The following is a 24,213-nucleotide window of genomic DNA, read 5'->3' as shown; positions in this document are numbered from 1 at the left end:
TGCCCTCAGAGTTGATACCGGCGCATCCGGGTCTGGATGCCGAAAAGATAAATGCAAACGCCCACAAGGATGATGGCAAACATTGCCCCGGCGATTGCCGACCCCATATGTGGGTCGCCTAGTTGCAACTGGAAGCCGAAGAATGTGCGGTACATAAACGTACCAAGGATATCGGTCGAGAAATCAGGCCCCGCCAGCGCGCCTTGTGATGCATAGATCAGGTCGAATGCGTTGAAATTCCCCACGAAAGTCAGGATCGAGATGATGCCGATCGAGGGCAGGATCAGCGGTAGTTTGATCTTCCAGAAAGCCGAAGTTCCGGTGATCCCATCGATCTCGCCCGCCTCAAGGATTTCTTCCGGGATGGTCAGCAGCGCAGCATAGATCAGCATCATCGGGATGCCGACGAACTGCCAAACCGAGATCAAGGCCAGCGTGGTCAGCGCGTATTCTTCTTTTCCCAACCAGGGCGCAAACAGCGACTTGAGCCCGACGGCATCCAGCATCGATGGCGCGATGCCCCAGATCGGTGAGAGGATCAGTTTCCAGGCAAACCCGACAATCACAAAGCTCAGGATCGTGGGAATGAAGATTGCCGACCGGTACAGCGCGGCAAATCGCAGGCGCGGGTGGCTGAGTAAGGCGGCCAGAGCAATCCCAATTGGGTTTTGAACCAGCATGTGGATCAGGAAGAACCAGAAGTTGTTGCCTAATGCATTCCAAAACTGTTCCGACCAGATCGGATCAAAGAATAGGGTTTGAAAGTTCTGCAATCCAACGAAGACGCGGCTCTGATCGACTTCGGAGTAAAGCGCCAGTCGCAATGTGTTGAACAGCGGGAAGATCATGACCGCCGTGTAGACAAGAACGGCCGGTGCAAGAAACACAAGGATATGCCAGCGGAAGCGGGGGCGGTTCATGGGACTGCTTTCAATGGGGTGTCGGGGATACCCGGGCGATTACCGCCGCCCGGGTATGTGTCAGATCAGCGCTTACTGGTGCGGAGCGTACCAGGAGGACAGGCCTTTTTGCAGGTCTGCGCCCAATTCCTCAGGGCTGTTTGCGCCTTTGATTGCAGCAACCGACGCGCCCCAGGTCTCGTTCTCCAGGTTCGGCGTGCCGCGCGACAGGATCTGGTATGTCGAACGGATGGTCGATTCACACTCATCACGCCAACCGACGAACTCTTTGGCCAGCGGGTCCTGCAGTTCGACTGGTGTGTTGGACAGCGGGAAGAAGCCCGGAACGGCGTTGCCAAAGATTTCGGCAAACTCGGGGCTTGCGACCCACGCGAGGAATGTTTCGGCCGCTTCGGGGTGTTCGGTGGCGGCGTTCATGCCGATGCCGATATCCGTGTGGTCAGAGATATAGCAGGTGTCGCCTGCGTTTTGGACTGGCGGCTTGAATGCGCCCATTTCAAAGTCGGCTTGTGTGTTGAAGCCAGCGATTTCCCACGATCCGGCAGGGTAGATAGCGGCCCGGCCCAGAGTGAAGATGTTCTGGCTGTCGGGATAGGTCTGCGCCTCGTACCCGTCACCAAGATACTGTCCCCAACGTGCCAACGTTGCGTAGGGGGCGGTCCAGGCTTCGTCCGTCAGTTTCTGTTCGCCTGCGATCAGAGCCTGGCGACCTTCTTCACCTTTCCAATAATTCGGGCCGATGTTGTTGTAGCCCATTGTGGCGGCTTCCCACTGATCGTTAGTGCCCATCGCCATTGGGATGTAAGTGCCGTCTTCCTTGATCTTGTCGAGGGCAGCAAAGAACTGGTCTTCGGTGGTCGGCACTTCAATGCCAAGCTCGGCAAACGCATCTTTGTTGTAGATGAAGCCGTGGATCACCGACGCCATCGGAACGCAGAAACTGGCCGAGCCGTCATCCGTCTGCCATGCCGATTTTGCCACGTCCGAGAAGTTGCTCATAGCGTCGACCGAGGACAGATCGGTCAGGTGCCCGGCCTCATAAAGTGCCAGCGACGCATCAAACGGACGGCACGTGATAAGATCACCGGCCGAACCTGCATCCAGTTTCGAGTTCAGCACAGCGTTGTATTCCGCCGGAGCTGACGGGGTGAACTGCAGTTTGATCCCAGGGTGTTTGGCTTCGAAGGCCGGGATGATCTGCTCCTGCCACAAGGTCAGGTCGTCATTGCGCCAGCTTTCGATGATCAGCGTGACGTCCTCGGCATAGGCGCTTGAAGCCATCAGGGTCGTGCCCAGTAAGGCCAGTTTCAGGCTATTGCGTTTCATTCGTGTTCTCCCAGTTGGTTAGCAGTTATTTATCTTGTTCCAGTGCGGATTTCAGAACCCCGTTGCTTGCGTTAAGAACAGCAGAGGCATCCTTGGGTGATATGCCACGTGCAGCGATTAGCACCGCCGGCTTCACGTCTCCGTTCGCGGCGTCCAGCGCGAGTTTTGCTTTTTCCGTATCAACATTGGCGATCCGCGCGACGATCCCCGTCGCCCGCGCGCGCAACTTGTCGTTGTCGGCGCGCAGGTTGACCATCATGCCGCCGTGAACATGGCCAAGTTGCAGTGCCATAAGTGACGACAGCATGTTCAGAGCGATTTTTTGAGCTGTTCCGGCACCCATACGCGTCGAACCCGAGATCAATTCCGGCGGCGTCGCCAAAAGAATTGGGATATCTGCGCTTTCCAGCAAAGGGCTGTCTGCGTTATTGGCAATTCCGATAACGGTTGCGCCAAATGACTGTGCGATATTGCTGGCGGTCAGGGTGTATGGCGTCGATCCGCTTGCGGACACTGCGATGATTGTATCCGTCGGTTGCAATGTCGAAAGCGCGTCTGCTAATCCGTCGGCTTCGTCTTCTGCGCCTCCGGGCATTTCGACACCGGTCGGCAGGCCGCCTGCCATATGTATACGGAGCTGGTTCGCTGGGATTGAAAAGGTGCCGCCCAGCTCTTGCGCGTCGGCAGCGGCCATCAATCCGGACGAGCCTGCGGCCACATAGTGCAGCACGCCGCCGGCGCGGATAGTCTGCGCCATGGCGTTGCCGCCCCGCGCGATTGCGTCCAATGCGCCACGCGCTGAGGTCGCGGCTTCAATCTGACCCTCAACCAGCGCCCGAGCAGAGGCGACAGGGTCTTGTGGGTCCAGCTTGTTGGCGTCTGGATGCAGTTGTTCGGTCGGCGGCAGCGTCAAAAGAATCCCCCTTTGCGGTTCTCAATACAATACCTATTCAATACCACTTGTCCATAATTTTATTTTTTCAGTGAAAATCAACGTATTCTGTATCAAAACAGAGAAAATCTGCAGAAATCGGCCTATTTTGGCCTTCCTAAATTCAAATAGGTATTATAATGGTATTGTCATGACTGAGTCTCTGAGCAACGCTGTACTGGCCATAGATGGTGGCGGAACCCGATGCAGGGTTGCATGTGAAGTCGCTGGTATTGTCCATTCTGTTGAGACCGGGGCTGCCAATGTCTCGACAGATTTCGATGCGTCCGTCCAGCAGATGAAATCGGGGATTACGCAGATTGCGCAAACGCTTGCTGTGGATGTTCAGGACCTGACCCAGTTGCCCGCCTTTGTCGGATTGGCTGGCGTCACAGATGACCATATTGCCAGTCGCGTGCAGAGCGCGCTGGGCCTAACGCGGGCGCGCGTTTCAGATGACCGACCCGCCGCGCTTCGCGGTGCGCTTGGGTCTCAGGATGGACTGATCGCGCATTGTGGTACGGGGTCGTTTGTTGCTTCGCAGAAGGATCGGGTGATGCGGTTTGCAGGGGGCTGGGGGCCGATATTGGGGGATGAAGCGTCCGCGCAATGGGTTGGTCGTTTTGCATTGGCAGAAGCATTGAATTCCGTGGATGGCGTTCAGGCCTCTAGCGATCTGACACAGCAGTTGCTGAACGAACTTCGCGGTGCCGCCGGAATAGTCGAGTTTGCCGGACGGGCGACGCCGACAGAGTTCGGCGCGTTGGCCCCGATGGTTACCACTGCAGCAGTGTCCGGAGACGAGGTCGCCAAAAAAATTATGCAGGCCGGTGCTACTTACATTGCCGATTTGGCGGCACGTCTCGGATGGCAGCCAGAAGTCGCGATCTGCCTGACCGGCGGCATCTCTCCGCATTATGCGGACTATCTGCCTGCTGCCTTGCAGTCAGAGATACGCCCTCCATCGGGCGAGCCGTTGACCGGGGCGTTGGCTTTGGCGAAGGAGGTCTCGCATGAGTATTGCTGAATTCCTGCGCTCTGATCTTTGGCTGACCCCTGAAAATGGCCCCCGCTACGTGCAATTGCGGCGCAGGTTGCAAGAGGGGATCGATACGGGCGTCCTTGCGCCGAACTCATCGCTGCCATCGGAGCGGGAACTGGTTGAAATCACAGAACTATCCCGCGTGACCGTGCGCAAGGCGATTCAGGAGCTGGTGCAGGAAGGTGTGATCGAGCAGCGCCAAGGGTCTGGGTCCTTCATTCGGGAACGTGTTCAAAGGGTTGAACAATCGCTGAAACACCTGACCTCGTTCACCGAAGATATGTCGAGCCGAGGAATGGAGACGACCTCAAAGTGGTTGGAGCGCGGAGTATTTGCGCCAACCCCGGAAGAGGTCACTGCGCTGAATCTGTCAGAGGGTGAGCAGATATCTCGTATTTACCGCTTGCGCGAGGCGGACGGGCGTCCGTTGGCGCTGGAACGTGCTGCGCTGCCGTTGGATATCCTGCCGAACCCAATCGAAGTCACCACGTCTCTGTACGAAGTTCTTGAAGGTCTGGGGCGCCGCCCGGTGCGCGCTGTGCAAAAGATATCAGCTCTCAATCTTGCTGCGCGAGAGGCAGACCTGCTGGAGGTGCCCGAAGGTGCGGCGGGGCTGAACATCGAGCGTATCTCATTTTTGAAAAACGGGCGGGTCGCAGAGATGACGCGGTCGCTCTATCGCGGCGACGCTTATGACTTTGTCGCTGAATTGCGCCTATAGCCGGAAGGACCGGGATCAAATGTCCGAAAAGAACTCGAAAATGCGTCAGGAAATCCTGGAAATCCCTGATGCCGTCGACAGATTGCTCAGCACGGGGGCAGACAATATCCGAGCAGCTGCGCAAAGAGTAAGGGATACGGATCCGCGGTTTTTGATCTCGGTCGCGCGGGGATCATCCGACCATGCCTGCAGCTATTTGAAATACGCCAGCGAACTGCTTTTGGGGTTGCCGGTTGCCTCAGTAGGGCCGTCCGTCAGTTCAATTTACGGGGTGGACCTTAGCGCAAAAGGATCTGTCTGCCTGTCCATCTCACAATCCGGCCAAAGCCCGGATATCGTTGGCCTCACAGGGTCTTTGCGAAACTCTGGCGCACTGACAATTGCGGTGACCAACAACTCGGAATCGCGCCTGGCCGAAGTGGCGGATGCGGTTCTACCACTGCACGCGGGACCAGAGCTGAGCGTCGCAGCAACCAAGACATTTGTGACTTCGTTGGTGTCCGGTCTATGGCTGCTGGCCGAGGTCAAAGAGGATGCTGAATTGATCGGGGCGATCCAATCCTTGCCCGAATATCTGGCGCGGGCGGCACATTGTGATTGGTCGGCTGCAGCCGAAACAATCACCGGGCGCTCGTTGTTTACACTTGGCCGCGGTCCTTCTTGTGCGATCTCTGACGAAGCTGCATTGAAGATCAAAGAGACCTGCCAAATTCACGCCGAAAGCTATTCAGCGGCCGAAGTGCTGCATGGTCCGGTTTCGATTGTCGAAGAAGGATTTCCTGTAATTTGCTTCGCGGCCAATGATGCAGCCGAACAGGCGACTGCCGATGCAGCTGATGCCTTGGCGGAAAAAGGGGCTGCGGTCTTTGCAACGACCAACAAAGTATCACGCGCGCAGGCGCTATCTGTGGTTCGAACGGATCATTGGATCACGGACCCGATAACGGCGATTACGTCTTTTTACAGCATGGTAGAGGCCGTCGCCAGTGCGCGGGGAATCGACCCGGACGCACCGCGGCACCTTAAGAAAGTGACCGAGACGGTATGACAGAGCGCAAGGTGATCTTTCGAAACGGGCCAATCTTTGACGGCAGCCGGTTGTTACACGACCACGCGCTTGTTTTTCGCGAGGGGTGTTCGGGGGAAGTTTTGCCCGACGCCGAGGTCGCCCAGGAAAAGGACGTTGTCGATCTGAACGGCGACATACTCAGCCCCGGTTACGTGGATCTGCAGGTCAATGGCGGTGATGGTGTTATGTTCAACGATGATCCGTCGGTCGAAACGATCCGCAGAATTGCCGGTGCCCATCGCCGATTGGGTGTGGTTTCGCTACTGCCTACGCTGATCACCGACGAACCCGCCAAAACCCGTGCAGCAATAGATGCGACGATCGACGCGGTACGTGCACAGGTGCCGGGCGTTACCGGATTGCATTTGGAAGGACCGCATTTGTCGGTCGCGCGGAAAGGGGCGCACGACGGTAATTTGATACGGCCGATGGAACGATCGGATCTGGACACGCTGATAGAAGCGGCTAATGCACTTCCTTGCCTCAAGGTAACTGTCGCGCCGGAGGGTGTTTCCGAGCAGCAGGTCCGCGCCATGAGCGACGCTGGCATCCTTGTCTCGCTCGGGCACAGCGATGCAAATTTTGCGACCTGCCAGAGCTATACCGCCGCCGGTGCGCGTTGCGTAACCCATCTGTTCAATGCGATGAGCCAGTTGGGCAATCGTGAACCCGGCCTCGTCGGCGCAGCGCTGGCCAGCGGAACGCTGTCTGCAGGGCTAATTGCCGACGGTGTCCATGTGCACCCCGCCGCGATGCGCGCAGCCTGGGCTGCGAAAACTGCGCCAGGTCAAATCTTTCTGGTCAGCGATGCGATGGCTGTGGCGGGTACTGATCAAACGGAATTCACCCTTGAAGGCCGCAAAATCACGCGAACCGACAGCAGGTTGACACTGGCGGACGGAACGCTGGCCGGCGCGGACCTGGACCTGACGACCGCCGTTGGTGTGCTGGTCAAGCAAGTCGGCGTGCCGTTGCAGGACGCATTGGCGGCGGCCACTTCCTATCCGGCTACGCTGATCGGGTTGGCTCCGCCAACGGTCTTTGAATACGGTTCGGTGATCCGGATATCTGCCGATTTCAGCCGTTGCGAATGGCTGCCCGCGCAATCTTGAGTTTGTCTTTAACTGCCAAAACGACTGTCTTCTGGATGCAGATTATCGCCCGTCAATTTTTGTCGACGAATTTGAAATCTGGCTTCGAACTGCGCTTGACGACATCTGACGCATCGCTTAAACCGACCAGCGCTGAGCGGGCGTCGTATACTGGCTACTACCTCAGCCTTCCAAGCAGATGTTATATGTTTCCCAGGCATTCCTGGCAGTTGCCAAGCTATTCATACTATTTATTTATTTGATTTCTGCTCCTTCCTTGAATTTCCCTGAGTTTCAATTCATTTCCGACAAAAAACTGACAAAATGCCAAAACTCACAGAGACCTTCGCCCGCAAGGTTCCACAGACAAAAAAGGGCACTGCCAAGCACTGGGATAACGAGGTCAAAGGGCTCGTTCTGTTCGTCGGCAAGCAGTCCAAAACCTGGTACTTCCAGAAAGATGTTGGAGGGCAAACCCGGCGGGTTTTGATCGGGCGGTACCCACTGATCTCTGCGGACGTCGCACGACAAACTGCATTGGGTTTTGCGTTGGACTGGGGCAGGGGAGCAGGCAGGCAGCTGCAGATTGGAGCTCCCACTCTTGAGACAGCTATGGAGACTTATCTGGCACGTCCAAAGCTTCGGTCTGAGGCCCACCGGTCCGGGTTGCGACAGCAGTTCGAGCTTCATTTGAAAGATTGGCTACGCCTGCCGCTGGATGAGATCACAAAATCCATGGTGGTTCAGCGCCATGGGTCAATGGCCGCGACACCGTCCTCCGCAAATCACACTTTGAAGTACTTTCGGACAGTCTGGAACCATGCGCGGCGGGTACATGATCTGCCGGAAAGTCCAACGATGGCCATAGAGTGGTATGCGGAACAACCAAATGGCTCGACAATTGAAGATTTGAACGCATGGCGCGAGGCCGTTGATGAGCTCTACAACCCGATCCACAGGGTATTCTACGAATTACTCTTGTTCACAGGCTTTCGCAAAACCGAGGCACTGACGCTCGAATGGAAGAACGTGCAGGAAGATCACATACATTTGCCGATGACCAAGAACGGGCGCAGTTTTGATCTCCCCATATCGCACGTGCATCACGAGATACTTGCTCCTTTACGGGGCCTTCATCGCCAATGGGTCTTCCCCTCTCCGAAGTCACCGAGTGGCCATTTGAAGGGGCCCCAGCGTATGCAATGGTCCATTCAATCCCATCGTCGGACATTCGCGACGGTCGCCATGGAGGCTGGAATATTGGAAGAGATTGTAGGACGCCTTCTCAATCACACGCCGCTATCAATCACCGGTCAGCGCTACGTGAAGCCGTCGCTGAAAGCCCTCACACCAGCGATGGATACTGTGTGTCGGGAATTGGCCCGCAGAACAAGGTGGAACGCGGTGGATTGTAATGTCTAAGCGGGATTGGATTTGGCCTGTCGATTCCGACTTACCTGAATTGGATATGCCAGATCCAGAGGAGTTTGATAGTGGGCCCAGCGAATTCAATATGGAGTTAATTCGCCTCCTGAGAAAGCACTTTGACAAGTACGAACGCTTTGATGACGAAAGCTATGGCTGGATGGCCCATTACCTAAATTTCGACCAAGCTCATGAACTAGACGAGTTCTGGTCATCTAAAGAGGTGCTGGAAGACCTCGCTAGGCTCAAAACACGCTTAAACGAAGCAGGAGAAATCTTAGATCGGCTTCCTGCGCCCGTCAGTGATGCGTTTCGCATCGGCGCATTAAACAGGAGTGGTTTGCGAAATCAAAACAAAGTGGCTGATATTCGTAACGTCTGGTTTAACGATGCAATTGAAGAAACACCACATTGGAAGGCAATGATGGCCAAAGTAGAGTTCTTCAAAAGACTTCGCTACTATATTGAATTGATTAAAGATGCTGAAACTGCTGCTGCTCAGGGCGAGCCGGCCGGGAAGAAGGCAATTGAAGCTTGGCGCTTAGTCTCGGCTTGTGTCGGGCTTTGTGAGCGTCACCCAGACACAATCCGAGTTCCTAAAGCGATGAATGAAGCGGGTCCGTTCTATCGATTCCTGTGCGATATGTTCGAGGTGTTTGGTATTGAAGAGCTTCCAACGTCGGCATTTAGAGGCTGGAAAAAACATGTGGGTCGTTAGAAGGGTTCTTTCTTTCTGACGACCCATGACGAAAGCGCCACCTACGCCTTTTTTGTTCCTAGACATACTCAAAGGAGCAAGGCGATGCAGGCGCACTATCTGACAACACAAGAAGCTGCTCGATACACCGGAATAAGCCAAAGCTATCTCGCAAAACTGCGCATGGGTATCGGTAGCGTTGCGGGACCGAGGTTTATTCGGATCGGTTTACGATCCATCCGCTACAAGCGCTCTGATCTCGACGCGTGGATGACTTCGCGAAGCGAAGGTGTCGAGGGAGAGGGCTAATGGCTCGAACGGCTCCATTTACGAAACTTCGTTACCATTGGAAGAGGCGAATTCAAAGTTCAGCTTATCTGGCACCACGAACCAAGCACTTTGCAATGTTCGTCTGCGATCAGTTTGTGTCAAAAGCGAATGGTTGCTTCTGGGCCAGAAATACAACGCTCGCCAGCGCGTTTGGCGTTCATGAGCGCAGCATTCAGCGTTATCTTCGGGAACTCGAAGGGTGCGGTTGGATCACGCGTGTTCGTCGGCGCGGTGTTCGTCGCACATTTCAGATCAGCGTGCCACGTGATGCCGAACGCGACACTGAACCTGACATTGATATACGCCAAAGGGCGACAGACCTGTACTGGAAAGGCGACAACATTGTCGCGCACAATAAGAACATAGGAAAGAACATAGAAATCAAGCTCAGTGCGACAGGTCGTGGTGCATATCATTGGTTCGACGAAAGTGACGCATCTGCTCTTCGTGAATGGGAAGCGTTCGTAGCTGCCAAGACCGCCTTCAATTTTGAGGCGTTGGCGCAATTGCTGAGAAAGGATGGTTCTATTGCTTTGCCGGCACGTTTTCCAAAATCTGAAGAAGCAGATCGGTATGTTCGGTGCTTTGGCGAAGTCGTTCTCAGCAAAGGACAGAGCATTGGTAATGCACCGTCGCCAACTCGATGAAGGTCTCCTTGGGGGGCATCAAAAGTCTTAGGGCTAAAAGCTAGGGACCGGTGGGGGTAGTCAGATTTGTTCGCGTGAAACTTTTAAGGGGGGGTACGACGAATTGTGCACTTAGGGCTGTAAACAGACTTTTTCTGCACCGTTCATAGAGCTCCGAAAAGGGGAGCAGAACAGACATTAAACTATCGCTGAACGTTCGCGCCGCGGACTTTCCGACCGCTTACTCCACGTACGCGAATGCATGCTTCCGCTAGCTTTCAATGGAAAAAACAAGCTTGTATCACAACTTAATAGCCGTCGGAAAGGCAAACCAATTGCAGACGGCTTTGTAGCACAAATCGGTTGAGGTCGACAGACCCCCTTTACCCTGCGGACTTTTCCCACGAGCTCTGTGGCAGGTATGCAAAGGGCGGTGTAACGGTTGAGGACGGCGACGCGGAATTGGATTTCCGCTACCTGCCGATCAATGTCTCGCGCCATCAGCGATTGGCCCATCAGTTTCTTACAGTGCACCTCTCTCTCAACGCGGCTTAGGCGGTGATACTCGCTCCACCGTTGCCAGATAGCGCGGCCAAGGTATCGAGATGCATTGATCGTCTCATTTCGGGCAATGGCACCGGCAATTGCGGGATTCCATGCCTTGGCGTTCTTGCGTGGCGGGATGATGGCGTGGCCATTGCGGGCGGCAAGCGCGTCGTGGCATTTGCGCGTGTCGCATGCCTCGTCTGCGGTCACTGCCCCAATGTTGTGACCTGGAGGGATATGATCAAGCAACTCGGCAGCATTGGCGGGTCTCCGACGTTGCCTGTGGTAACTTCAACGACGCACACTTCCAGCGTTTCCTCGTCGATGCCTATGCGTATTCTACGCCAAATGGACCGCTTGGGGCTACCATGCTTGCGGGCATTCTATTCTCCTTCGTCCTCGGATTTGATGCCGGTAATGTCGATCGGCAGATGCAGCGGGCCGCTTCCCACCACGATACGGAAGGCTCACGTTCAGCGTTCTTTTTTACAGCGGCACAGGGTACTGAAATCAGGCACGGCACTGTCCAAGCCACCCAGCCGCAGGAGACCGCCCACGAAGCCCGTGGTTTGCCTCATCGTCATCTCGACAAAACCTTCAGGGTCAGACACGCTTGGATTGCGGAGTCGCTGAAACTCTGGTGACGGCCGCGCTTGCCTGAAGTTGGCGATGTCCAATACATCTCAGGATCAAACCAGATCGAGAGCGATCCTCGTTCTTTCAATGCGGTATTGTACGAAGGCTTTTCCCGGTCTTGTGCTTCGTCCGGGCCCAACTGGTCGTACCTCTCAGCTATCGTTCTGGATTCATGAAGTGAATCCTTCAGTCCATTTGTGCAGCAAAGCAGCTTGGCACCGGAATTGGCGGCCTGTCAGTTGGGAAAGAATCAGGAACCTGGCCATTCGGATTCCGGTAAGGAATCAGTCAAATTTGCGACAAAGAATCGACCAAGCTGCCAAATTTTACAATCCTGGCGTGTATTTCTCCGTGGTTTGGAGGATGCGGTGCCCTGATGGCGGGACCTAAGCTTGTGGAAGGCTCCGTCGGTATGGAGGGGGTTAGAACGCCGCGAATTTGGGCGGCATCCATGAGTAGCTAGTGAGTTAACTAGGAGAGTAAGATGTTGAAGCTTTATGTAATGATGAAGACCATGGCACGTGACGAAAACGGCGCGACCATTGTGGAATATGGCGTTGCCCTGACAATCGTCACGGCGATTGCAGTTGCTACCCTGACAGCGTTGGGCAACGACGTTAACGGTCAGTTCACAGACGCTGAAACCCTGATGTAATGACCTGACGGAAGACAAAGCACGCGGTGCGCTCAGCCCCGCGTGCTTATCGTCCCGGAATATTTTCTTGATCCGCTGGCAAAGTGCAACCGCTCAGATCGGTTCATTCGATAAACGCCAAAAAAAGCTGAAGGAGCACCAGATGAGACTCTCTGCCATTTTCACAGCATTGACGGGCCTGATCGTAGCCGGAGGGTCGGTTTACGTCGCTCGGGATTACATTCAATTCGATACTCAGTCCGCAAATGTCGAGGCCGAGAGCGAGATGGTGAGCGTGGTCGTTGCGTCGCGCGATATTTCGTTTGGCGAAGAAATCGAGCCAGGCGCGCTGACGACCATTGACTGGCCCCGCGGTGCTGTACCCGTGGGAGTCTTTACAGATTATGACGACCTGATTGCGGCGGCTAGCATGCCGTCCCGTCGCGCTCGTCGCGCAATTACTCAGGGTGAACTGATCCTGAACAGCAAGGTTTCCGACTTTGGTGAAAAGGTCACCATCGTTCAGACGCTGGGCGCAGATCATCGCGCCATGGCCATTGAGGTTGACGCTGAAACCGCCGTTGGGGGTTTTGTTACCCCGGGTGATCGGGTCGATGTGGTAATGACCACTGGCGAAAAAAGAGACATGCACGCCGTCACCATTTTGCAAAATATCAGGGTCATCGGTGTTGATCAGGAATCTGATGAACAGACCGACCAACCCGTTGTTGCTCGCACGGTCACCGTCGCCGTTACCCCGGATCAAGTTCAGCGCCTTGCTCTGGCGCAACGTGCCGGTCGGCTGAGCCTGACCTTGCGGTCCATTGATGACACCGAGGACAAGACGCTGGCCATGACTCGACTGAACGATCTTCTGATTGATGAACCAGCCGTCGCGCGGGACATCAAAGAACCGGTTCGCAAAACGATTATTCGGGTCCGCCGCGGCACCGAAGTGACAGAATCCATCATCAACTGAATCGACCAATGAAGGTTTCGACCGTGTCCCTCGCTCAATTCATACGTCCATTCCGCAGCTCCGAAGACGGCGCGATCCTGGTCTTTGTTGCGGTGGCCCTGTCGGTCATGGTCGGTATGGCCGCCCTTGCATTCGACATTGGTCGGGTGACCACCACACAGTCGGAATTGCAGAGCTTTGCGGACAATGTTGCCCTTGCGGCTGCGGGGGAGCTTGATGGTCGCCCGGATTCAATCACCCGCGCCACAAATGCGGCTGCAAACATGATCCGCGACCGTCAAAGCTTTGGCGTTCGGAATAAGGATCAGCTGTTGTCCGGTGCAACGGATTACCAGTTGCGGTTTTATGAAAACCCGCCGACCACTGCGACTGATCCAGCTCAACCCGCGCAACTGCTGGATTCGACCGATCCGGTCAGCGGACCGAATGCTGCATTCGTTCGGGTGACTGTCGATACGCACGAGGTTGGTACTCCGCTCGCAGCGGCAGCGGCGGCTTTGTTGGGCAATGCGCAGCCCTTCTCCAGCGTCAATGCCGAGGCTGTGGCAGGGTTCACCCTGATGGCCTGCGACATCACCCCCATGTTCATCTGCCTGCCGCAACCTAGCCTCGATCTGACCGAGGGCCAATTGATTAGGATGGTAAGTCAGGGCGGCAATGGCCATTGGGGTCCCGGAAACTTTGGTTTTCTGTCTTCTAATCAGAATCTGGCCATCGACGCGTCTGGTGCCTGCGAACCTGCACCAAACGGTCAGGAAGATTCTTGTGCTCTGGCCGCGTCGCGCGCTGTTTCCATGTGCTTCAGCCAAAGAGGCGTTGAAACCAGACCGGGTCTGAGCGTGGGTAACATGATCGCGGGCTTTAACACACGCTTCGACCGGTTTGAATCCAGCGCCAAACAGTTCAGTAACGGTTCGCGCTACGACGTCGACAATTTTGCCTCTTCTCCGCATGTCTTGGACGGTTGGATCACTTCGGGCAATGGAAACAACTGTACCAGCCAACCGGCGCCTAGCTATGATTCAAACGGTGCCCTTGATCCGGCCGCGACCGTTGGTTTGCCGCTTGACGATTGTTTTGCCAGTGGCACTTGCCCGACGCCTCGTATTGGCAATGGCGTATTCACTGCTGGCCTTACCGAATATCTGACCATCAACTATGGCGCAGATTTCAGCGGCCCTCTCCCAACCGGTATTCCGCCATGGTTCCCGACTGGTGGCACCCGCTACGACATCTACAATGCTGAAGTCACCAACCAGGCCGCTCTGGAAGCTATCCTGACCGCTGGTGGTAAAGCTGAAAGCAGCATGCCTTCGTGCCAACCCGCGTCAGCCGGTCGTGCAGATCCTACGCGCCGTGTCATCACCGTCGCCGGTATCGATTGCGCAACTTTTGCGGACGAGCTTAACGGCGGATCGGGCACCATTCCGGTCACCAGTTTTATCGAGATGTTTCTGATCCGCCCCTCTGAATCCGGCAGCACCGGTGCCAACGCGGTCATCTATGGTGAAGTCATTCAGACCGTTTCGGACGGCATTGGCGGCGCCGGAGTCGGCGGCATCGTTCACGATCTGGTTCAGCTGTACGAGTAATGATCATGTTTGGTGCATCCCGTCATATCAGAAAGACCCTCAACCGGTTCCGCAATGACCAGTTCGGCGCGGCGTTGGTCGAATTCGCGATCCTTTTACCGATCCTGTTGGTGACATTTGCCCTGATCGTCGAAGGGGGGCGGATTTTCTGGTCCTATCAAAATGCGATCACGGGGGTTCGGGACACTGCCCGTTATGTTGGCCGGATCGCCCCGTCGGACCTGTGCACTGCCTCGCCAAGCGCTGCTATCGGCGATTTTCAAACCGCTGTATCAAATACACTGACGTCGCTTTCGACCACTGACATTGCTGTTGGTCTAGACTCTCTGTCCCTCGAATGCGTTGGCAACGCAGGTGAATACCGCGTTTCGCCCACACCGGTTGCCGTACTGACCGCGTCACTGACAATTTCAAATCTGCCATTTACGCCCGTGTTCCAATTGGTTGGAGGCTCGGCAACGGCGCAGATCCAAACCACGATCACAGATCGCAGCCGGGTGTTTGGACCATGATCCGCCGCATTCAAAAGATAACCCGCGAAATGTCGCGACTTGGCCGTCAGGAAGATGGGTCGACGGTCACTGAGCTTGCCTTTGTCCTGCCGTTGTTCCTTTTGATTTTCCTGGGCTTGATAGATTTCGGCAGATTGGCCTTCCACTATGTGGCTGCTGAAAAAACAGCACAGGTCGCCGCTCGGATGGCTGCAGTGATGCCACCCGCATGTGGCGGTGTTCCGACAACCAACAGCCGAGGCACCTATACCGATATCACCGGCCCGCGGTTCGGAACCAATTGCAGTTTCGCTGCTGGCGTCTGTGTCGAACCGGCCACCACCATATGCACCGGTGCGGCCCCCGCGAATGCAGCTGCCCAGACCACCGTGACCGACATCTGGAACATGCTTCAGTTTGCCGTTCCCAACGATCCCACCGCAACTTTTGACGAAAGCAACATCACGTTCACTTACAACTTCGACCCGGAAATGAATTTCCTGGGTGGCCCCTATGTACCGATGGTCACAGTGACAATCGAAGAGCTTCCGTTCCGGTTTGTCTCTCCGTTGGGTTCGATCGCAGCGCTGGTTTTGGGCGGTTCCACGCCGCAAACCGATGCGCTGACCACCGCGACAACGGGCTTCAAGATATTTTCCGACTTTAGCGCAACCCTTCCTGGCGAAGACCTCGCCAGCGGAGTCAACGGTTGAATTTCTAACCATGGGAGCTGCAAAATGACTCAAAAATCATTAGCCCTTATCTCTGATAATGAGGCGATTAAGAATTCAGTCGCCCAGGCCGTCGACCGGCTCGACGATCTTTCGCTCGAGACGCACTCCGGAACATTGTCTTCGGTAAACGGCCGCGCCTGTGATCTGATGAGTGAAAATGACCTGCTGGTGTTCAGCTTTTCAGGTGAATTGGATCTGGAGACTGTCAGCGATCTTCGTCGTAACGCCGGTCCCCGCGGCACCCTGCTGGCACTTAGCGACCGTGACATCTCATTGACCGAGGTGCGCGCGATGAACAATTCGGGTGTCGATGAGATTTTGCCCTATCCCATCGGGCAGGACGAACTGGCTGAGCAGATCCAACGTCTGACGGTCGACAAATCTTTGTTGCCCACCATTTATGCGCCGCAACCGCAGCGATTGGGACAGATCATCAGCGTATGTCCGGCCCGCGGTGGCATCGGTGCGTCAACGCTGTCTATTAATCTGGCCGACCAGTTGCAGGGATATTCCGGTATCTTTCGGAAAAAGACACAAAACAAGGTCGCTGTCGTCGATCTGGATTTGCAATTTGGCACCGTGGCAACGTCCTTGGACTTGCAGCCTTCCTCGGGGCTTCTGAGAATGGCTCAGAACGGGGTCATGCCGGACCGGACGTTCCTTCAACAATCTCTGGTGCAACATGCATCCGGCTTGGAAGTCCTGAGCGCTCCCGAAGAATTAATTCCTCTGGATGTTCTGACACGCGAACAGATCAGCGCGCTGATCGAGAACCTGCGTCTGGAATTCGACTTTGTCGTCATTGATCTTCCACGCGTACTGATCGATTGGCTGGGTGCGGTTGTTACCGCGTCGGACCGGATGCTCATGGTGGGCGACAGCTCGGTTTCTTCGGTGCGCCAGTCCTGCCGTTTGATCGAATTCTTCACAAAAGAGCGGCTCGAACCTCCGGTTGAGATCGTCATCAGCCAAGAAACGAAACCGACATTCCGGTCAAGCCAACATGTTGAAGCCCAAAAGGTGCTGGAACGCGAATTGCGGTTCTGGCTTCCCAGCGACGCGCGACACGCAAAGCAGGCGCTGGATCGGGGTCAGTTGCTGTCGCAGGCCTCAGGCAGTTGTGCCCTGTCCAAGGCGATCCGCTCGGTGGGTCGAAAAATCATAAATGAAACGATGGTCGGAAAAGCCGACCTGAGAAACAACGCAGCCTAATTGGAGTCTAAGGGATGTTTGAAAAGTTTACGCGCGCCGGACGAACCAATGAGGCCGAAGTTATCCAGCTGAATCAACGTGCCGAACCGCAGGCCCAGGACATTCAGCCAGACACTGCCGCCGAAGATACAGAACTGGCAGATTGGCTTGAGCTCAAAAGCACTTTGCACGAGGCTTTACTGGAACGCTTGAACCTTGCAGTGATCGAAAAGGTTGAAAAAGACGTGCTGCGGCGCGAAGTCGCCGGGGTTGTCGGCAGCGCTTTATCCCAAGCGGGCAAGCCACTGAATACCGAAGACTTCAACCGCATCGTCGAAGAACTTCTGGACGAAATTCTGGGTTTTGGCCCGTTGGAGCCATTGCTGGCTGATCCAACTATCAATGACATTCTGGTTAACGGTTATCAGACGGTCTATGTCGAACGCTCTGGCCTGCTGGAACGCGTGCCGGTGCGGTTCCGGGATGAAAAGCACCTGTTGCGTGTTATCGACAAGATCGTCAGCAAGATCGGCCGACGCGTGGATGAGCGCCAGCCTTGGGTGGATGCCCGGCTGGAAGATGGCAGCCGTGTAAACGCAATCATCCGCCCGTGTTCGATTGACGGCCCCAGTGTTTCAATTCGAAAATTCGCCCAGTCGAAACTGACAATGAAAAAGCTGGTTGCAAATGGCGCTCTGAACGATGCCGCCGCTCGGTTCTTGCAATCGCTGGTATTTGCGCGCCTGAATGTCCTGATTGCAGGCGGGACGGGGTCGGGTAAGACAACGATGTTGAACGCCCTGTCTTCGTATATCGACCATGGCGAGCGTGTCGTCACCATTGAAGACGCAGCCGAACTGCAACTCCAGCAGGAGCATGTTGTGCGACTGGAAACACGCCCGCCATCCCCGTCCGGCGACGGCCAGGTAATTCAGCGTGATCTGGTGCGAAACGCGCTGCGTATGCGCCCCGACAGGATCATTGTCGGTGAGGTTCGCGGAGCGGAGACCTTCGACATGCTTCAAGCCATGAATACGGGTCATGATGGCTCGATGACGACTGTACATGCAAATTCGGCGCGCGATTCATTGGGCCGTCTGGAGCAGATGGTCACGATGACGGGTATCGAATTTCCCGCCGCAGCCATTCGATCCCAGATCGCGTCGGGGCTACACTTTATTGTGCATCTGTCGCGGTTGGCGGATGGGTCGCGCCGCGTCACCAGCATTTCGGAAATAACCGGGATGGAAGGTGAGATCATCACCATGCAAGACATCTTCGTGTTCCAGAAGAAAGGCCGCGCGGAAAGCGGCGAGGTGCTTGGTAAGTTTGTTCCCACTGGGATTCGCCCGAAATGCTATGACATGCTCACAGCCGCTGGCGTCGATCTCGAACCCGAGACCTTCAGAGTATCAGGAGGCTGAGGCATGACCAGTATTAACACAGCCGAACTTCTTAACTATCTGACGCTCGCTTGCGTCTTCGTCGGAATTTTCATGCTGATTACCGGTTTGTTCCACTTTGCCCGTCGCGGTGAAAACCACTCCGAGGCCCGCAACCGCCGAATGCGCATGGTCCGGCAAGGCGTTACCGATGAAGATCGGCTCGCCTTGCTGCTTCCCGAGACCCAGACAGGGTTTTTTGCGAAGATCCCTTTTTTTGGGAACTTGCCGGATACGCTAGTTCAGGCGGGGCTGCATGTTTCAGCGAAGAATTTTGTGCTGCTTTGCCTGTTTGGTACCTTGGCGATCGCAACCGCCGGTATGATGTTTCTGCCGCCTTGGCAGACGGCCCCGATCGCACTCGTCCTGGCTGTGGTCATGCCGGCTTTGGTGGTGAAATCGCGGCAGGCTGAACGCCAAAAAGCTTTGACCAGCCAGTTGCCCGATGCGCTAGAGTTGATGGCGCGTGGCCTGAAAATTGGCCACCCGGTCAACACCTCGATCAAAGCCGTTGCGGACGAGATGCAAGACCCTATCGGGTCCGAGTTCGGCATCATTTTCGACCAGATCAGTTTTGGCGACGAATTGCCCGACGCGGTTCAGGACTTTGCTGACCGGGTCGGTTCGGAAGATGCACAGTACCTGGCGGCAAGCATGGCAATCCAACACGGCACTGGTGGCGATCTGGAGCGGATCGTGTCCGTTCTGGCTACCGTGGTCAGACGGCGCATTGCATTGCGTGCGCGGATCAAGGCCATTTCCGCAGAAGGGCGCCTGTCCGGGTTTCTTTTGTCGATCATTCCGCTGGTGATCATGGGGGTAATGTCGATCAACGCACCGGGATATTACACCGATATCAGTGACGATCCCGCATTCATCAAACTTGCAGTGCTGGTTGTCGTTCTGATGGTCTCGAACGTCATCATCCTGCACAAACTCGTCAATTTCCGTATCTGAGGGCAGTTTCATGGAACATATGCTGGAAATCATGTCGCTTCGTTTCGGTCTGCCAGCCGAAACAATTCTGCTGACCATCTTTGGCCTCGGCGTTTTGCTGGTGTTCGTTGCTGTAACCTCGGCGTTAAGCCGCCGCCATCCTGCGGCCGTCCGCATCGCCAAACTGCGCGCCCAAAGATATGGGGCCCGCAACGACCGTGGACTGTTGCGGGAAACCATTGCTACACCAAAAGGCCTTTTTAGAGCAGCGCTACCCAGCAAAGAGTCTGAGCGGCGCAAGATTGAGGATCAGCTTATTCAGGCCGGGTTGACCGGCCGGAATGCCCTGCGGATCTATACGCTGACGCGGGTTTGGTTTGGGATTTTCGTGCCGATGATTGTGGGTCTGCTCATTGTTGCCTCAAGAACTCCTGGCATTCCAGTTCCCAGCGCGATTACGGACATTTTTGAATCCATCAGCAAAGCCAACGCCATACAGCTTATCGGTTTGCTGACGGCCGTTGGATATTTTCTACCCGCAGCCTGGCTGAAGCGTCGCCGTAAGGAGCGTCAGCAACGTATCCGCGACGCGTTTCCAAATGCCCTCGACCTGTTGCAGATTTCGCTTCACGCCGGTTTAGGCTTTGATGCAGCTATGACCCGGGTCGGAAACGAACTGGCGCTGGCCTCCCCTGATCTGGCCTTTGAGTTTCTGAACACACAACACGAGATTCAGGCTGGGCGTCCCCGCGCAACCGCGCTGTCTGACATGGCGCGGCGTACAGGGGTTGATGAAATCCAGTCATTTGCCACAGTTGTCCAGCAATCCATGCGCTACGGAACCAGTATGTCTGAAGCCCTAACCACCTATGCATCTGAAATGCGGGATTCCCGCGAAACTAGGGCGCAAGAGCTGGCAAATCAGTTACCGGTAAAGATGTCCGCCGTTCTGGCTGCGCTGATGCTGCCGACGCTGATCATCATCACCGCCGCACCTTCGATGATTCGATACTTCCGGGGCTTTGGGGCGTGAATTTGTGCCCGGTTCCACATCAATAACGTGTTCAAACAGGCCGCGTTTCCAAAAGGAGAACAAACAGAATACTTGTTGCGAACCTTTTTGCCCGCTTTAGGGAAATATGACTAAGCTTATATGCAGTTAAGTGGAGTCCGGCCACGCAAAAAAAATCGAGACACAATCGACGGGTGGGGGCGTTTGTCGAAAGGGTTGATCGGGTTTCGGTCAGTATTAAACGGTATGAATGGTATGTTTTCGGCGCATCGTTTCGCGCCAGATGCAATGGCACCGACTTCAGAACTTCTTAAGGTCGTGGCGGTCCTTTGCCAGGCCTCTCAGGGGAAAGTTCCACTGCTAAACGCACTGCGTGAAACGGCTCGCGCAATTGACGCGGAAGTGGTTGCAATCAGCCGGGTCGACCTGCAAGGCAATCAGAATTCGGCAAAAGTGGTGAGCTACGACGCCAATCACAAGACGCTGGACAGTTTCAGCGGTTTCGACTTCTGCATCGCGCCTGCCATCTGCGGCAACAACATGAGCCTGGCCAAACTGGGGTCGGCTTGGTTCGGCGACCTCGATGACCTTTCCGAATATGAACATCTGTCAGAGTTCTATGCGTTCCGCAGATTTTACGAGTCCGTTTCCATTTTGCTGGAAAGGCAAAATGGTGTCGCCGACTTTCTGGAATTGCATTTCAGCCACCCCATCTCTTCGGCCGTGGTAGATATTCTGAGCGTTCTGGGCCATGTTCTGTCGGATTGCTGGAAGAAAAGATCTCTTGGTCGGTTTTCCGAAGCGAAGCTGAAAAACACGCGCCGAAAACTTATCAAGAAAGAACCAAAAAGCATTTTGTCTTTGGACAACCCTTGTCGGCTGAGTCGCTCGGAATATCGGGTTTGCCTGTTATTGGCGCGGGGATTAAACAACAATGCCTTGTTGTCCGAGTTGTCGATTTCAATTTCGACACTGCGTACACATCTTCGCAATATCTACGTGAAAACAGAAACGTCATCTCAACCCGAATTGATTCATGATTTGCTGACCCCGGTGGTCAAGCGCCAATCGCCGACTGCAGGTAGCGAAAATGTCGCCTGAAGTCGCGCAGCTCGCCCCTTTGATCGTCATTACTCCGCTTTTGGCCGCAATGGCATGGAATGACCTGAAGAACCTCAGGATATCCAATAAGCTGGTGCTGATGATGCTCGCCGCTTTTGTCCTCTCCGCGCCCGTGTTTCTATCGTTGCACGAGACGGTGTACCGCGCGGTCTTCGGCGTTGGCGTTTTTGTCGTTGGTTTTCTTGGTTTCACGCTACGCCTGTGGGGTGGAGGGGACGTAAAGGCAATCGCCGCGCTGACATTGTTTGTGCCCAGCTACTTTCTTTTGCTGTTCTTTTACACTTTCACCCTGTCCATGGCCGTGGGCATGCTGTTTGTGATCACAAGCCGCTCGATAATTGGATTTCCGGAATGCCGCTGGCTCGCATTGCGACCAAAAGCCAGCTATCCGATGGGTGTATCGATAGCCATGTCGGGTGTATTATTGCCCTTGGTTGCGATGGGTTTGGGGTAGTACTATCCAAGATAGTTTTAGGCCGAATAGCCAATAAATAACGGTTGCTGGAGTGCTAGGGCAGATCGGAAGGCCATTAGGTTACTGTCGTAGCAGATGGCAACGCGTCTCCAATCTTTGAACCGGCCAAACATGATCTGGGGTGGTGTGGTGAGCACCACATCGCTTTATGAATTGTGAGGAAAATTCATTTTAGCGGTTTTCAGGTTGTTGGCGACAGCGCTTAGGCCAGAAAGATGTTGTGTTGATCCGACAAACAGCACCGTGTTGGAGCCGAATGATCGCTTAGCGATAGGAAGGCTCTCCAATTTGCGCCTGCAGAGAATGTCCGGTTGCCGTCCAAATTGATCAATGCTGCGTAGCGAACCAGTGTCCAGTTTGGGCTCTAAGCCGTCGTTCGCTAAATCGCGACAAGTGTCTGCTGTGCGAACATTTCCGCCTTTCGCCTGTTCGGAATCAAATACCGCAGGCAGCCCAAACCAGACATGCCACAGTAACACGCGGGACGGGCACTGCCGTTCTTTGCAGTCGCAAAGTCATTCATGGGAAACTCAAAAAGCGGCCAATCAGGTTCAGTATGACGATCTCGACGATCCCGCGGCCGCACCTATGTCACCGAAGCGCCCTGTAGAACGGTCAGTCCACTGTAGCGTCTGTTCAGCGAGGAAAAATCGACGTCACCTCAGTTTTAGTAACGCCTAACAAAGCCTTAGATAGTACAGGAGAGGCATCAACGTTTACGGATAAGCAGAGGGCGTTGCACCTCACAAACACACCTTAGTCTGTATTTCGGGCAGTGCGAAAAGCGATCATGGTTAAGTCATCCAAACGTTCTTCATTCGTACTATAGTCTTGAAAAGCGCTGTGAATAGCCGACAATAGATTTTCCGAACACGACCACTCTTCCTGTTCAAATACAGATACAATTCTCTGAAAACCAAAAGCTAAACGTTTTTCTCCACCTAATTGGTCAATCAACCCGTCAGTTGAAATAAAAAAATCTGTGATTTGATCCATTTGAACTTCGTGCTCCAAGTATTTTGGACCAATTGGAGTATCAGCATACCCAATGCTCAGCTTATCACCTCGGATTCGGTCAATGCCGGTTTTGGATTTGACCAAAAGAGACATGTGCGCACCTGCAAACGTCGCTACCCCTTTTGCTGAATCGATCTGGCATATCGCAGCGTCCATGCCGTCGTTGGAGGTCCCGTTTTCAGTGTCCTGGTTTAGAAGTGAACGCGTCAAATCGCTCAACTTGGACAGCGCCAGCGACGGGCTAAGCGTTTCATTTTCGAAGTAGAGCCGCTCGAGTGTAGCGATTGCCAACATGGTCATGAAGCCTCCTGGAACGCCATGTCCGGTACAATCAATTACGGCGAGCGTCGTAATTGGGCCATCCGTTTTGACCCAGTAGATATCCCCACCAACCAAATCGCGTGGTTCCCATATGACAGCGAAATCAGCAAAGGCGGCCTTGCACTGGCTTGTTCTGGGCAACAAACCCTGCTGAATTCGCGTGGCATAGTTTACACTTGCGACGATCTGGTGGTGCGCCTCGCGGATTTCACTGACACGTTCAACCTCCCGATCCAACATTGAGTTATAGCTTTGAACAACCTTGCCAATCTCATCTTCCGACTGGTATGGGACAATTTGAGGGTCATCGTATCGCTCGAACCTTTCAATGGCTTTCAACATTTGGCCGAGAGGTCTGTTAATGAGCCATAAAAATGCAGCGGCACCTGCTAAGATGAGTGCAAATCCCCCGAGCATTCCAAGAAGTACCACAACCCCCACTTCTGTCCTTAACTCATCGTTCAAGATCTCCTGATCAATTCGGACCAACATCGTGGCTGGCCCTGCGGCCGTCGGAACAGAAACGACGACATCTAGACCAGATTTTTTTATCTTGTCGCATCCAATAGCAGGCCAGGAAACCAGAGATTCCGAGCTTCGCTCTAACCTCTGTTCAGCGCAAATAATGTAAGGAAAACCCGAATAGACGGCGAGCAGGCTCGTTGCTTGCGCAAAATTCCCTACTTCAACCAATTCAGCCAACGGGCGTGCTATACGATTGGCAATCGTTGCAACCTCTGCGGCAACCTGATCCGTTTGAGCTTTCTTTTTAAATTCATAGTAAAAAAGAAGCACAATGGCATTTAACACGCCTCCGAGCAGGAGGGTCGCCAGAATATGCTTCAGAAATATTCGGCGCTTCAAGAATGTCCAGAGTTTACGCAATAAATGCCTCTATAGTGTTCGG

General features: G+C 54.6%; 23 protein-coding genes and 2 pseudogenes. 19 read left to right on the top strand and 6 right to left on the bottom strand.

Annotation, left to right across the window (positions count from 1 at the left end; translation table 11 throughout):
* Positions 1-5: 5 nt before the first annotated feature.
* The 3 genes from AC2FGC_RS05445 to AC2FGC_RS05435 form a co-directional block, all read right to left on the bottom strand.
* Positions 6-920: a carbohydrate ABC transporter permease gene (locus AC2FGC_RS05445; protein ID WP_170558883.1), complete on the bottom strand. Its 915-nt coding sequence runs from the start codon at positions 918-920 to the stop codon at positions 6-8.
* A 72-nt stretch (positions 921-992) separates the two neighbouring features.
* Entirely contained in the window at positions 993-2,246 is a 1,254-nt protein-coding gene (locus AC2FGC_RS05440) for an ABC transporter substrate-binding protein (protein ID WP_496724127.1), read from the bottom strand.
* A gap of 25 nt (positions 2,247-2,271) precedes the next feature.
* Positions 2,272-3,159, bottom strand: coding sequence for an N-acetylmuramic acid 6-phosphate etherase (locus AC2FGC_RS05435; protein ID WP_496724128.1), 888 nt, complete (start codon positions 3,157-3,159; stop codon positions 2,272-2,274).
* A gap of 169 nt (positions 3,160-3,328) precedes the next feature.
* Here AC2FGC_RS05435 and AC2FGC_RS05430 point away from each other — a divergent pair, with 169 nt between their 5' ends.
* From AC2FGC_RS05430 to AC2FGC_RS05395, 8 genes are all read left to right on the top strand, one after another.
* Complete coding sequence (locus tag AC2FGC_RS05430) at positions 3,329-4,204, top strand: glucosamine kinase nucleotide-binding domain-containing protein (protein WP_496724130.1); 876 nt, start codon at positions 3,329-3,331, stop codon at positions 4,202-4,204.
* The gene (locus AC2FGC_RS05425) at positions 4,191-4,940 is read left to right on the top strand and encodes a GntR family transcriptional regulator (RefSeq protein WP_496724132.1); all 750 of its coding nucleotides are present in this window, start codon (positions 4,191-4,193) and stop codon (positions 4,938-4,940) included. Before AC2FGC_RS05430 ends, AC2FGC_RS05425 begins: the two co-directional genes overlap by 14 nt.
* 19 nt (positions 4,941-4,959) lie before the next feature.
* Entirely contained in the window at positions 4,960-5,988 is a 1,029-nt protein-coding gene (locus tag AC2FGC_RS05420; RefSeq protein WP_496724134.1) for an SIS domain-containing protein, read from the top strand.
* Complete coding sequence (gene nagA, locus AC2FGC_RS05415) at positions 5,985-7,121, top strand: N-acetylglucosamine-6-phosphate deacetylase (protein WP_496724136.1); 1,137 nt, start codon at positions 5,985-5,987, stop codon at positions 7,119-7,121. Before AC2FGC_RS05420 ends, nagA begins: the two co-directional genes overlap by 4 nt.
* Before the next feature lie 303 nt (positions 7,122-7,424).
* Entirely contained in the window at positions 7,425-8,522 is a 1,098-nt protein-coding gene (locus AC2FGC_RS05410) for a tyrosine-type recombinase/integrase (RefSeq protein ID WP_496724138.1), read from the top strand.
* Complete coding sequence (locus tag AC2FGC_RS05405) at positions 8,515-9,243, top strand: hypothetical protein (protein WP_496724140.1); 729 nt, start codon at positions 8,515-8,517, stop codon at positions 9,241-9,243. The genes AC2FGC_RS05410 and AC2FGC_RS05405 overlap by 8 nt, the downstream gene beginning before the upstream one ends.
* 84 nt (positions 9,244-9,327) lie before the next feature.
* Positions 9,328-9,531, top strand: coding sequence for a helix-turn-helix transcriptional regulator (locus AC2FGC_RS05400; RefSeq protein WP_496724142.1), 204 nt, complete (start codon positions 9,328-9,330; stop codon positions 9,529-9,531).
* Positions 9,531-10,199 carry a helix-turn-helix domain-containing protein gene (locus AC2FGC_RS05395; protein ID WP_496724144.1) on the top strand — a complete coding sequence of 223 codons (669 nt, stop codon included), beginning with the start codon at positions 9,531-9,533 and terminating at the stop codon, positions 10,197-10,199. The genes AC2FGC_RS05400 and AC2FGC_RS05395 overlap by 1 nt, the downstream gene beginning before the upstream one ends.
* Before the next feature lie 378 nt (positions 10,200-10,577).
* Here AC2FGC_RS05395 and AC2FGC_RS05390 read toward each other — a convergent pair.
* Positions 10,578-11,499: pseudogene (locus tag AC2FGC_RS05390) on the bottom strand (IS5 family transposase); the annotation flags it as partial.
* A gap of 345 nt (positions 11,500-11,844) precedes the next feature.
* Here AC2FGC_RS05390 and AC2FGC_RS05385 point away from each other — a divergent pair.
* The 11 genes from AC2FGC_RS05385 to AC2FGC_RS05335 all read left to right on the top strand — a co-directional run bounded on the left by AC2FGC_RS05385 (position 11,845) and on the right by AC2FGC_RS05335 (position 21,947).
* Positions 11,845-12,015: a Flp family type IVb pilin gene (locus AC2FGC_RS05385; protein WP_170558866.1), complete on the top strand. Its 171-nt coding sequence runs from the start codon at positions 11,845-11,847 to the stop codon at positions 12,013-12,015.
* Between the two features lie 142 nt (positions 12,016-12,157).
* The gene (cpaB, locus tag AC2FGC_RS05380) at positions 12,158-12,973 is read left to right on the top strand and encodes a Flp pilus assembly protein CpaB (protein ID WP_496781594.1); all 816 of its coding nucleotides are present in this window, start codon (positions 12,158-12,160) and stop codon (positions 12,971-12,973) included.
* 8 nt (positions 12,974-12,981) lie between these two features.
* Positions 12,982-14,565: a pilus assembly protein TadG-related protein gene (locus AC2FGC_RS05375; RefSeq protein WP_496724148.1), complete on the top strand. Its 1,584-nt coding sequence runs from the start codon at positions 12,982-12,984 to the stop codon at positions 14,563-14,565.
* Between the two features lie 5 nt (positions 14,566-14,570).
* Positions 14,571-15,077 (top strand): TadE/TadG family type IV pilus assembly protein, encoded by a 507-nt coding sequence (locus AC2FGC_RS05370; RefSeq protein WP_496724150.1) that lies wholly within the window; start codon positions 14,571-14,573, stop codon positions 15,075-15,077.
* Positions 15,074-15,769 (top strand): TadE/TadG family type IV pilus assembly protein, encoded by a 696-nt coding sequence (locus tag AC2FGC_RS05365; RefSeq protein WP_496724152.1) that lies wholly within the window; start codon positions 15,074-15,076, stop codon positions 15,767-15,769. The genes AC2FGC_RS05370 and AC2FGC_RS05365 overlap by 4 nt, the downstream gene beginning before the upstream one ends.
* A 24-nt stretch (positions 15,770-15,793) precedes the next feature.
* Positions 15,794-17,002 carry a CpaE/TadZ family protein gene (locus AC2FGC_RS05360; protein WP_496781592.1) on the top strand — a complete coding sequence of 403 codons (1,209 nt, stop codon included), beginning with the start codon at positions 15,794-15,796 and terminating at the stop codon, positions 17,000-17,002.
* A gap of 14 nt (positions 17,003-17,016) precedes the next feature.
* Positions 17,017-18,405 carry a TadA family conjugal transfer-associated ATPase gene (locus AC2FGC_RS05355; RefSeq protein ID WP_496724155.1) on the top strand — a complete coding sequence of 463 codons (1,389 nt, stop codon included), beginning with the start codon at positions 17,017-17,019 and terminating at the stop codon, positions 18,403-18,405.
* A 3-nt stretch (positions 18,406-18,408) separates the two neighbouring features.
* Positions 18,409-19,380, top strand: a complete 972-nt coding sequence (locus tag AC2FGC_RS05350) for a type II secretion system F family protein (protein ID WP_496781587.1) — start codon at positions 18,409-18,411, stop codon at positions 19,378-19,380.
* A gap of 10 nt (positions 19,381-19,390) precedes the next feature.
* Positions 19,391-20,392: a type II secretion system F family protein gene (locus AC2FGC_RS05345; protein ID WP_496724159.1), complete on the top strand. Its 1,002-nt coding sequence runs from the start codon at positions 19,391-19,393 to the stop codon at positions 20,390-20,392.
* 267 nt (positions 20,393-20,659) lie between these two features.
* Entirely contained in the window at positions 20,660-21,472 is an 813-nt protein-coding gene (locus AC2FGC_RS05340) for a helix-turn-helix transcriptional regulator (RefSeq protein WP_496724161.1), read from the top strand.
* Positions 21,462-21,947 carry a prepilin peptidase gene (locus tag AC2FGC_RS05335; RefSeq protein WP_496724163.1) on the top strand — a complete coding sequence of 162 codons (486 nt, stop codon included), beginning with the start codon at positions 21,462-21,464 and terminating at the stop codon, positions 21,945-21,947. The genes AC2FGC_RS05340 and AC2FGC_RS05335 overlap by 11 nt, the downstream gene beginning before the upstream one ends.
* A 27-nt stretch (positions 21,948-21,974) precedes the next feature.
* Here AC2FGC_RS05335 and AC2FGC_RS05330 read toward each other — a convergent pair.
* Together AC2FGC_RS05330 and AC2FGC_RS05325 are read right to left on the bottom strand one after the other, a co-directional pair.
* A pseudogene (locus AC2FGC_RS05330) lies at positions 21,975-22,087 on the bottom strand (IS5/IS1182 family transposase); the annotation flags it as partial.
* Positions 22,088-22,724: 637 nt separating this feature from the next.
* Complete coding sequence (locus tag AC2FGC_RS05325; RefSeq protein ID WP_496781583.1) at positions 22,725-24,191, bottom strand: SpoIIE family protein phosphatase; 1,467 nt, start codon at positions 24,189-24,191, stop codon at positions 22,725-22,727.
* Positions 24,192-24,213 lie beyond the last annotated feature (22 nt).

This window comes from Ruegeria sp. CDSC054, from assembly GCF_059610645.1.
Note: the sequence above shows the minus strand (reverse complement) of the source record. Positions and strands in the feature narration are given on the sequence as shown.

Excerpts from the sequence above, each read along its gene's own strand:
- AC2FGC_RS05445 (WP_170558883.1), bottom strand. The coding sequence starts at position 920 with ATGAACCGCCCCCGCTTCCGCTGGCATATCCTTGTGTTTCTTGCACCG.
- AC2FGC_RS05440 (WP_496724127.1), bottom strand. The coding sequence starts at position 2,246 with ATGAAACGCAATAGCCTGAAACTGGCCTTACTGGGCACGACCCTGATG.
- AC2FGC_RS05430 (WP_496724130.1), top strand. The coding sequence starts at position 3,329 with ATGACTGAGTCTCTGAGCAACGCTGTACTGGCCATAGATGGTGGCGGA.
- AC2FGC_RS05425 (WP_496724132.1), top strand. The coding sequence starts at position 4,191 with ATGAGTATTGCTGAATTCCTGCGCTCTGATCTTTGGCTGACCCCTGAA.
- AC2FGC_RS05420 (WP_496724134.1), top strand. The coding sequence starts at position 4,960 with ATGTCCGAAAAGAACTCGAAAATGCGTCAGGAAATCCTGGAAATCCCT.
- nagA (WP_496724136.1), top strand. The coding sequence starts at position 5,985 with ATGACAGAGCGCAAGGTGATCTTTCGAAACGGGCCAATCTTTGACGGC.
- AC2FGC_RS05410 (WP_496724138.1), top strand. The coding sequence starts at position 7,425 with ATGCCAAAACTCACAGAGACCTTCGCCCGCAAGGTTCCACAGACAAAA.
- AC2FGC_RS05405 (WP_496724140.1), top strand. The coding sequence starts at position 8,515 with ATGTCTAAGCGGGATTGGATTTGGCCTGTCGATTCCGACTTACCTGAA.
- AC2FGC_RS05400 (WP_496724142.1), top strand. The coding sequence starts at position 9,328 with ATGCAGGCGCACTATCTGACAACACAAGAAGCTGCTCGATACACCGGA.
- AC2FGC_RS05395 (WP_496724144.1), top strand. The coding sequence starts at position 9,531 with ATGGCTCGAACGGCTCCATTTACGAAACTTCGTTACCATTGGAAGAGG.
- AC2FGC_RS05385 (WP_170558866.1), top strand. The coding sequence starts at position 11,845 with ATGTTGAAGCTTTATGTAATGATGAAGACCATGGCACGTGACGAAAAC.
- cpaB (WP_496781594.1), top strand. The coding sequence starts at position 12,158 with ATGAGACTCTCTGCCATTTTCACAGCATTGACGGGCCTGATCGTAGCC.
- AC2FGC_RS05375 (WP_496724148.1), top strand. The coding sequence starts at position 12,982 with ATGAAGGTTTCGACCGTGTCCCTCGCTCAATTCATACGTCCATTCCGC.
- AC2FGC_RS05370 (WP_496724150.1), top strand. The coding sequence starts at position 14,571 with ATGTTTGGTGCATCCCGTCATATCAGAAAGACCCTCAACCGGTTCCGC.
- AC2FGC_RS05365 (WP_496724152.1), top strand. The coding sequence starts at position 15,074 with ATGATCCGCCGCATTCAAAAGATAACCCGCGAAATGTCGCGACTTGGC.
- AC2FGC_RS05360 (WP_496781592.1), top strand. The coding sequence starts at position 15,794 with ATGACTCAAAAATCATTAGCCCTTATCTCTGATAATGAGGCGATTAAG.
- AC2FGC_RS05355 (WP_496724155.1), top strand. The coding sequence starts at position 17,017 with ATGTTTGAAAAGTTTACGCGCGCCGGACGAACCAATGAGGCCGAAGTT.
- AC2FGC_RS05350 (WP_496781587.1), top strand. The coding sequence starts at position 18,409 with ATGACCAGTATTAACACAGCCGAACTTCTTAACTATCTGACGCTCGCT.
- AC2FGC_RS05345 (WP_496724159.1), top strand. The coding sequence starts at position 19,391 with ATGGAACATATGCTGGAAATCATGTCGCTTCGTTTCGGTCTGCCAGCC.
- AC2FGC_RS05340 (WP_496724161.1), top strand. The coding sequence starts at position 20,660 with ATGGCACCGACTTCAGAACTTCTTAAGGTCGTGGCGGTCCTTTGCCAG.
- AC2FGC_RS05335 (WP_496724163.1), top strand. The coding sequence starts at position 21,462 with ATGTCGCCTGAAGTCGCGCAGCTCGCCCCTTTGATCGTCATTACTCCG.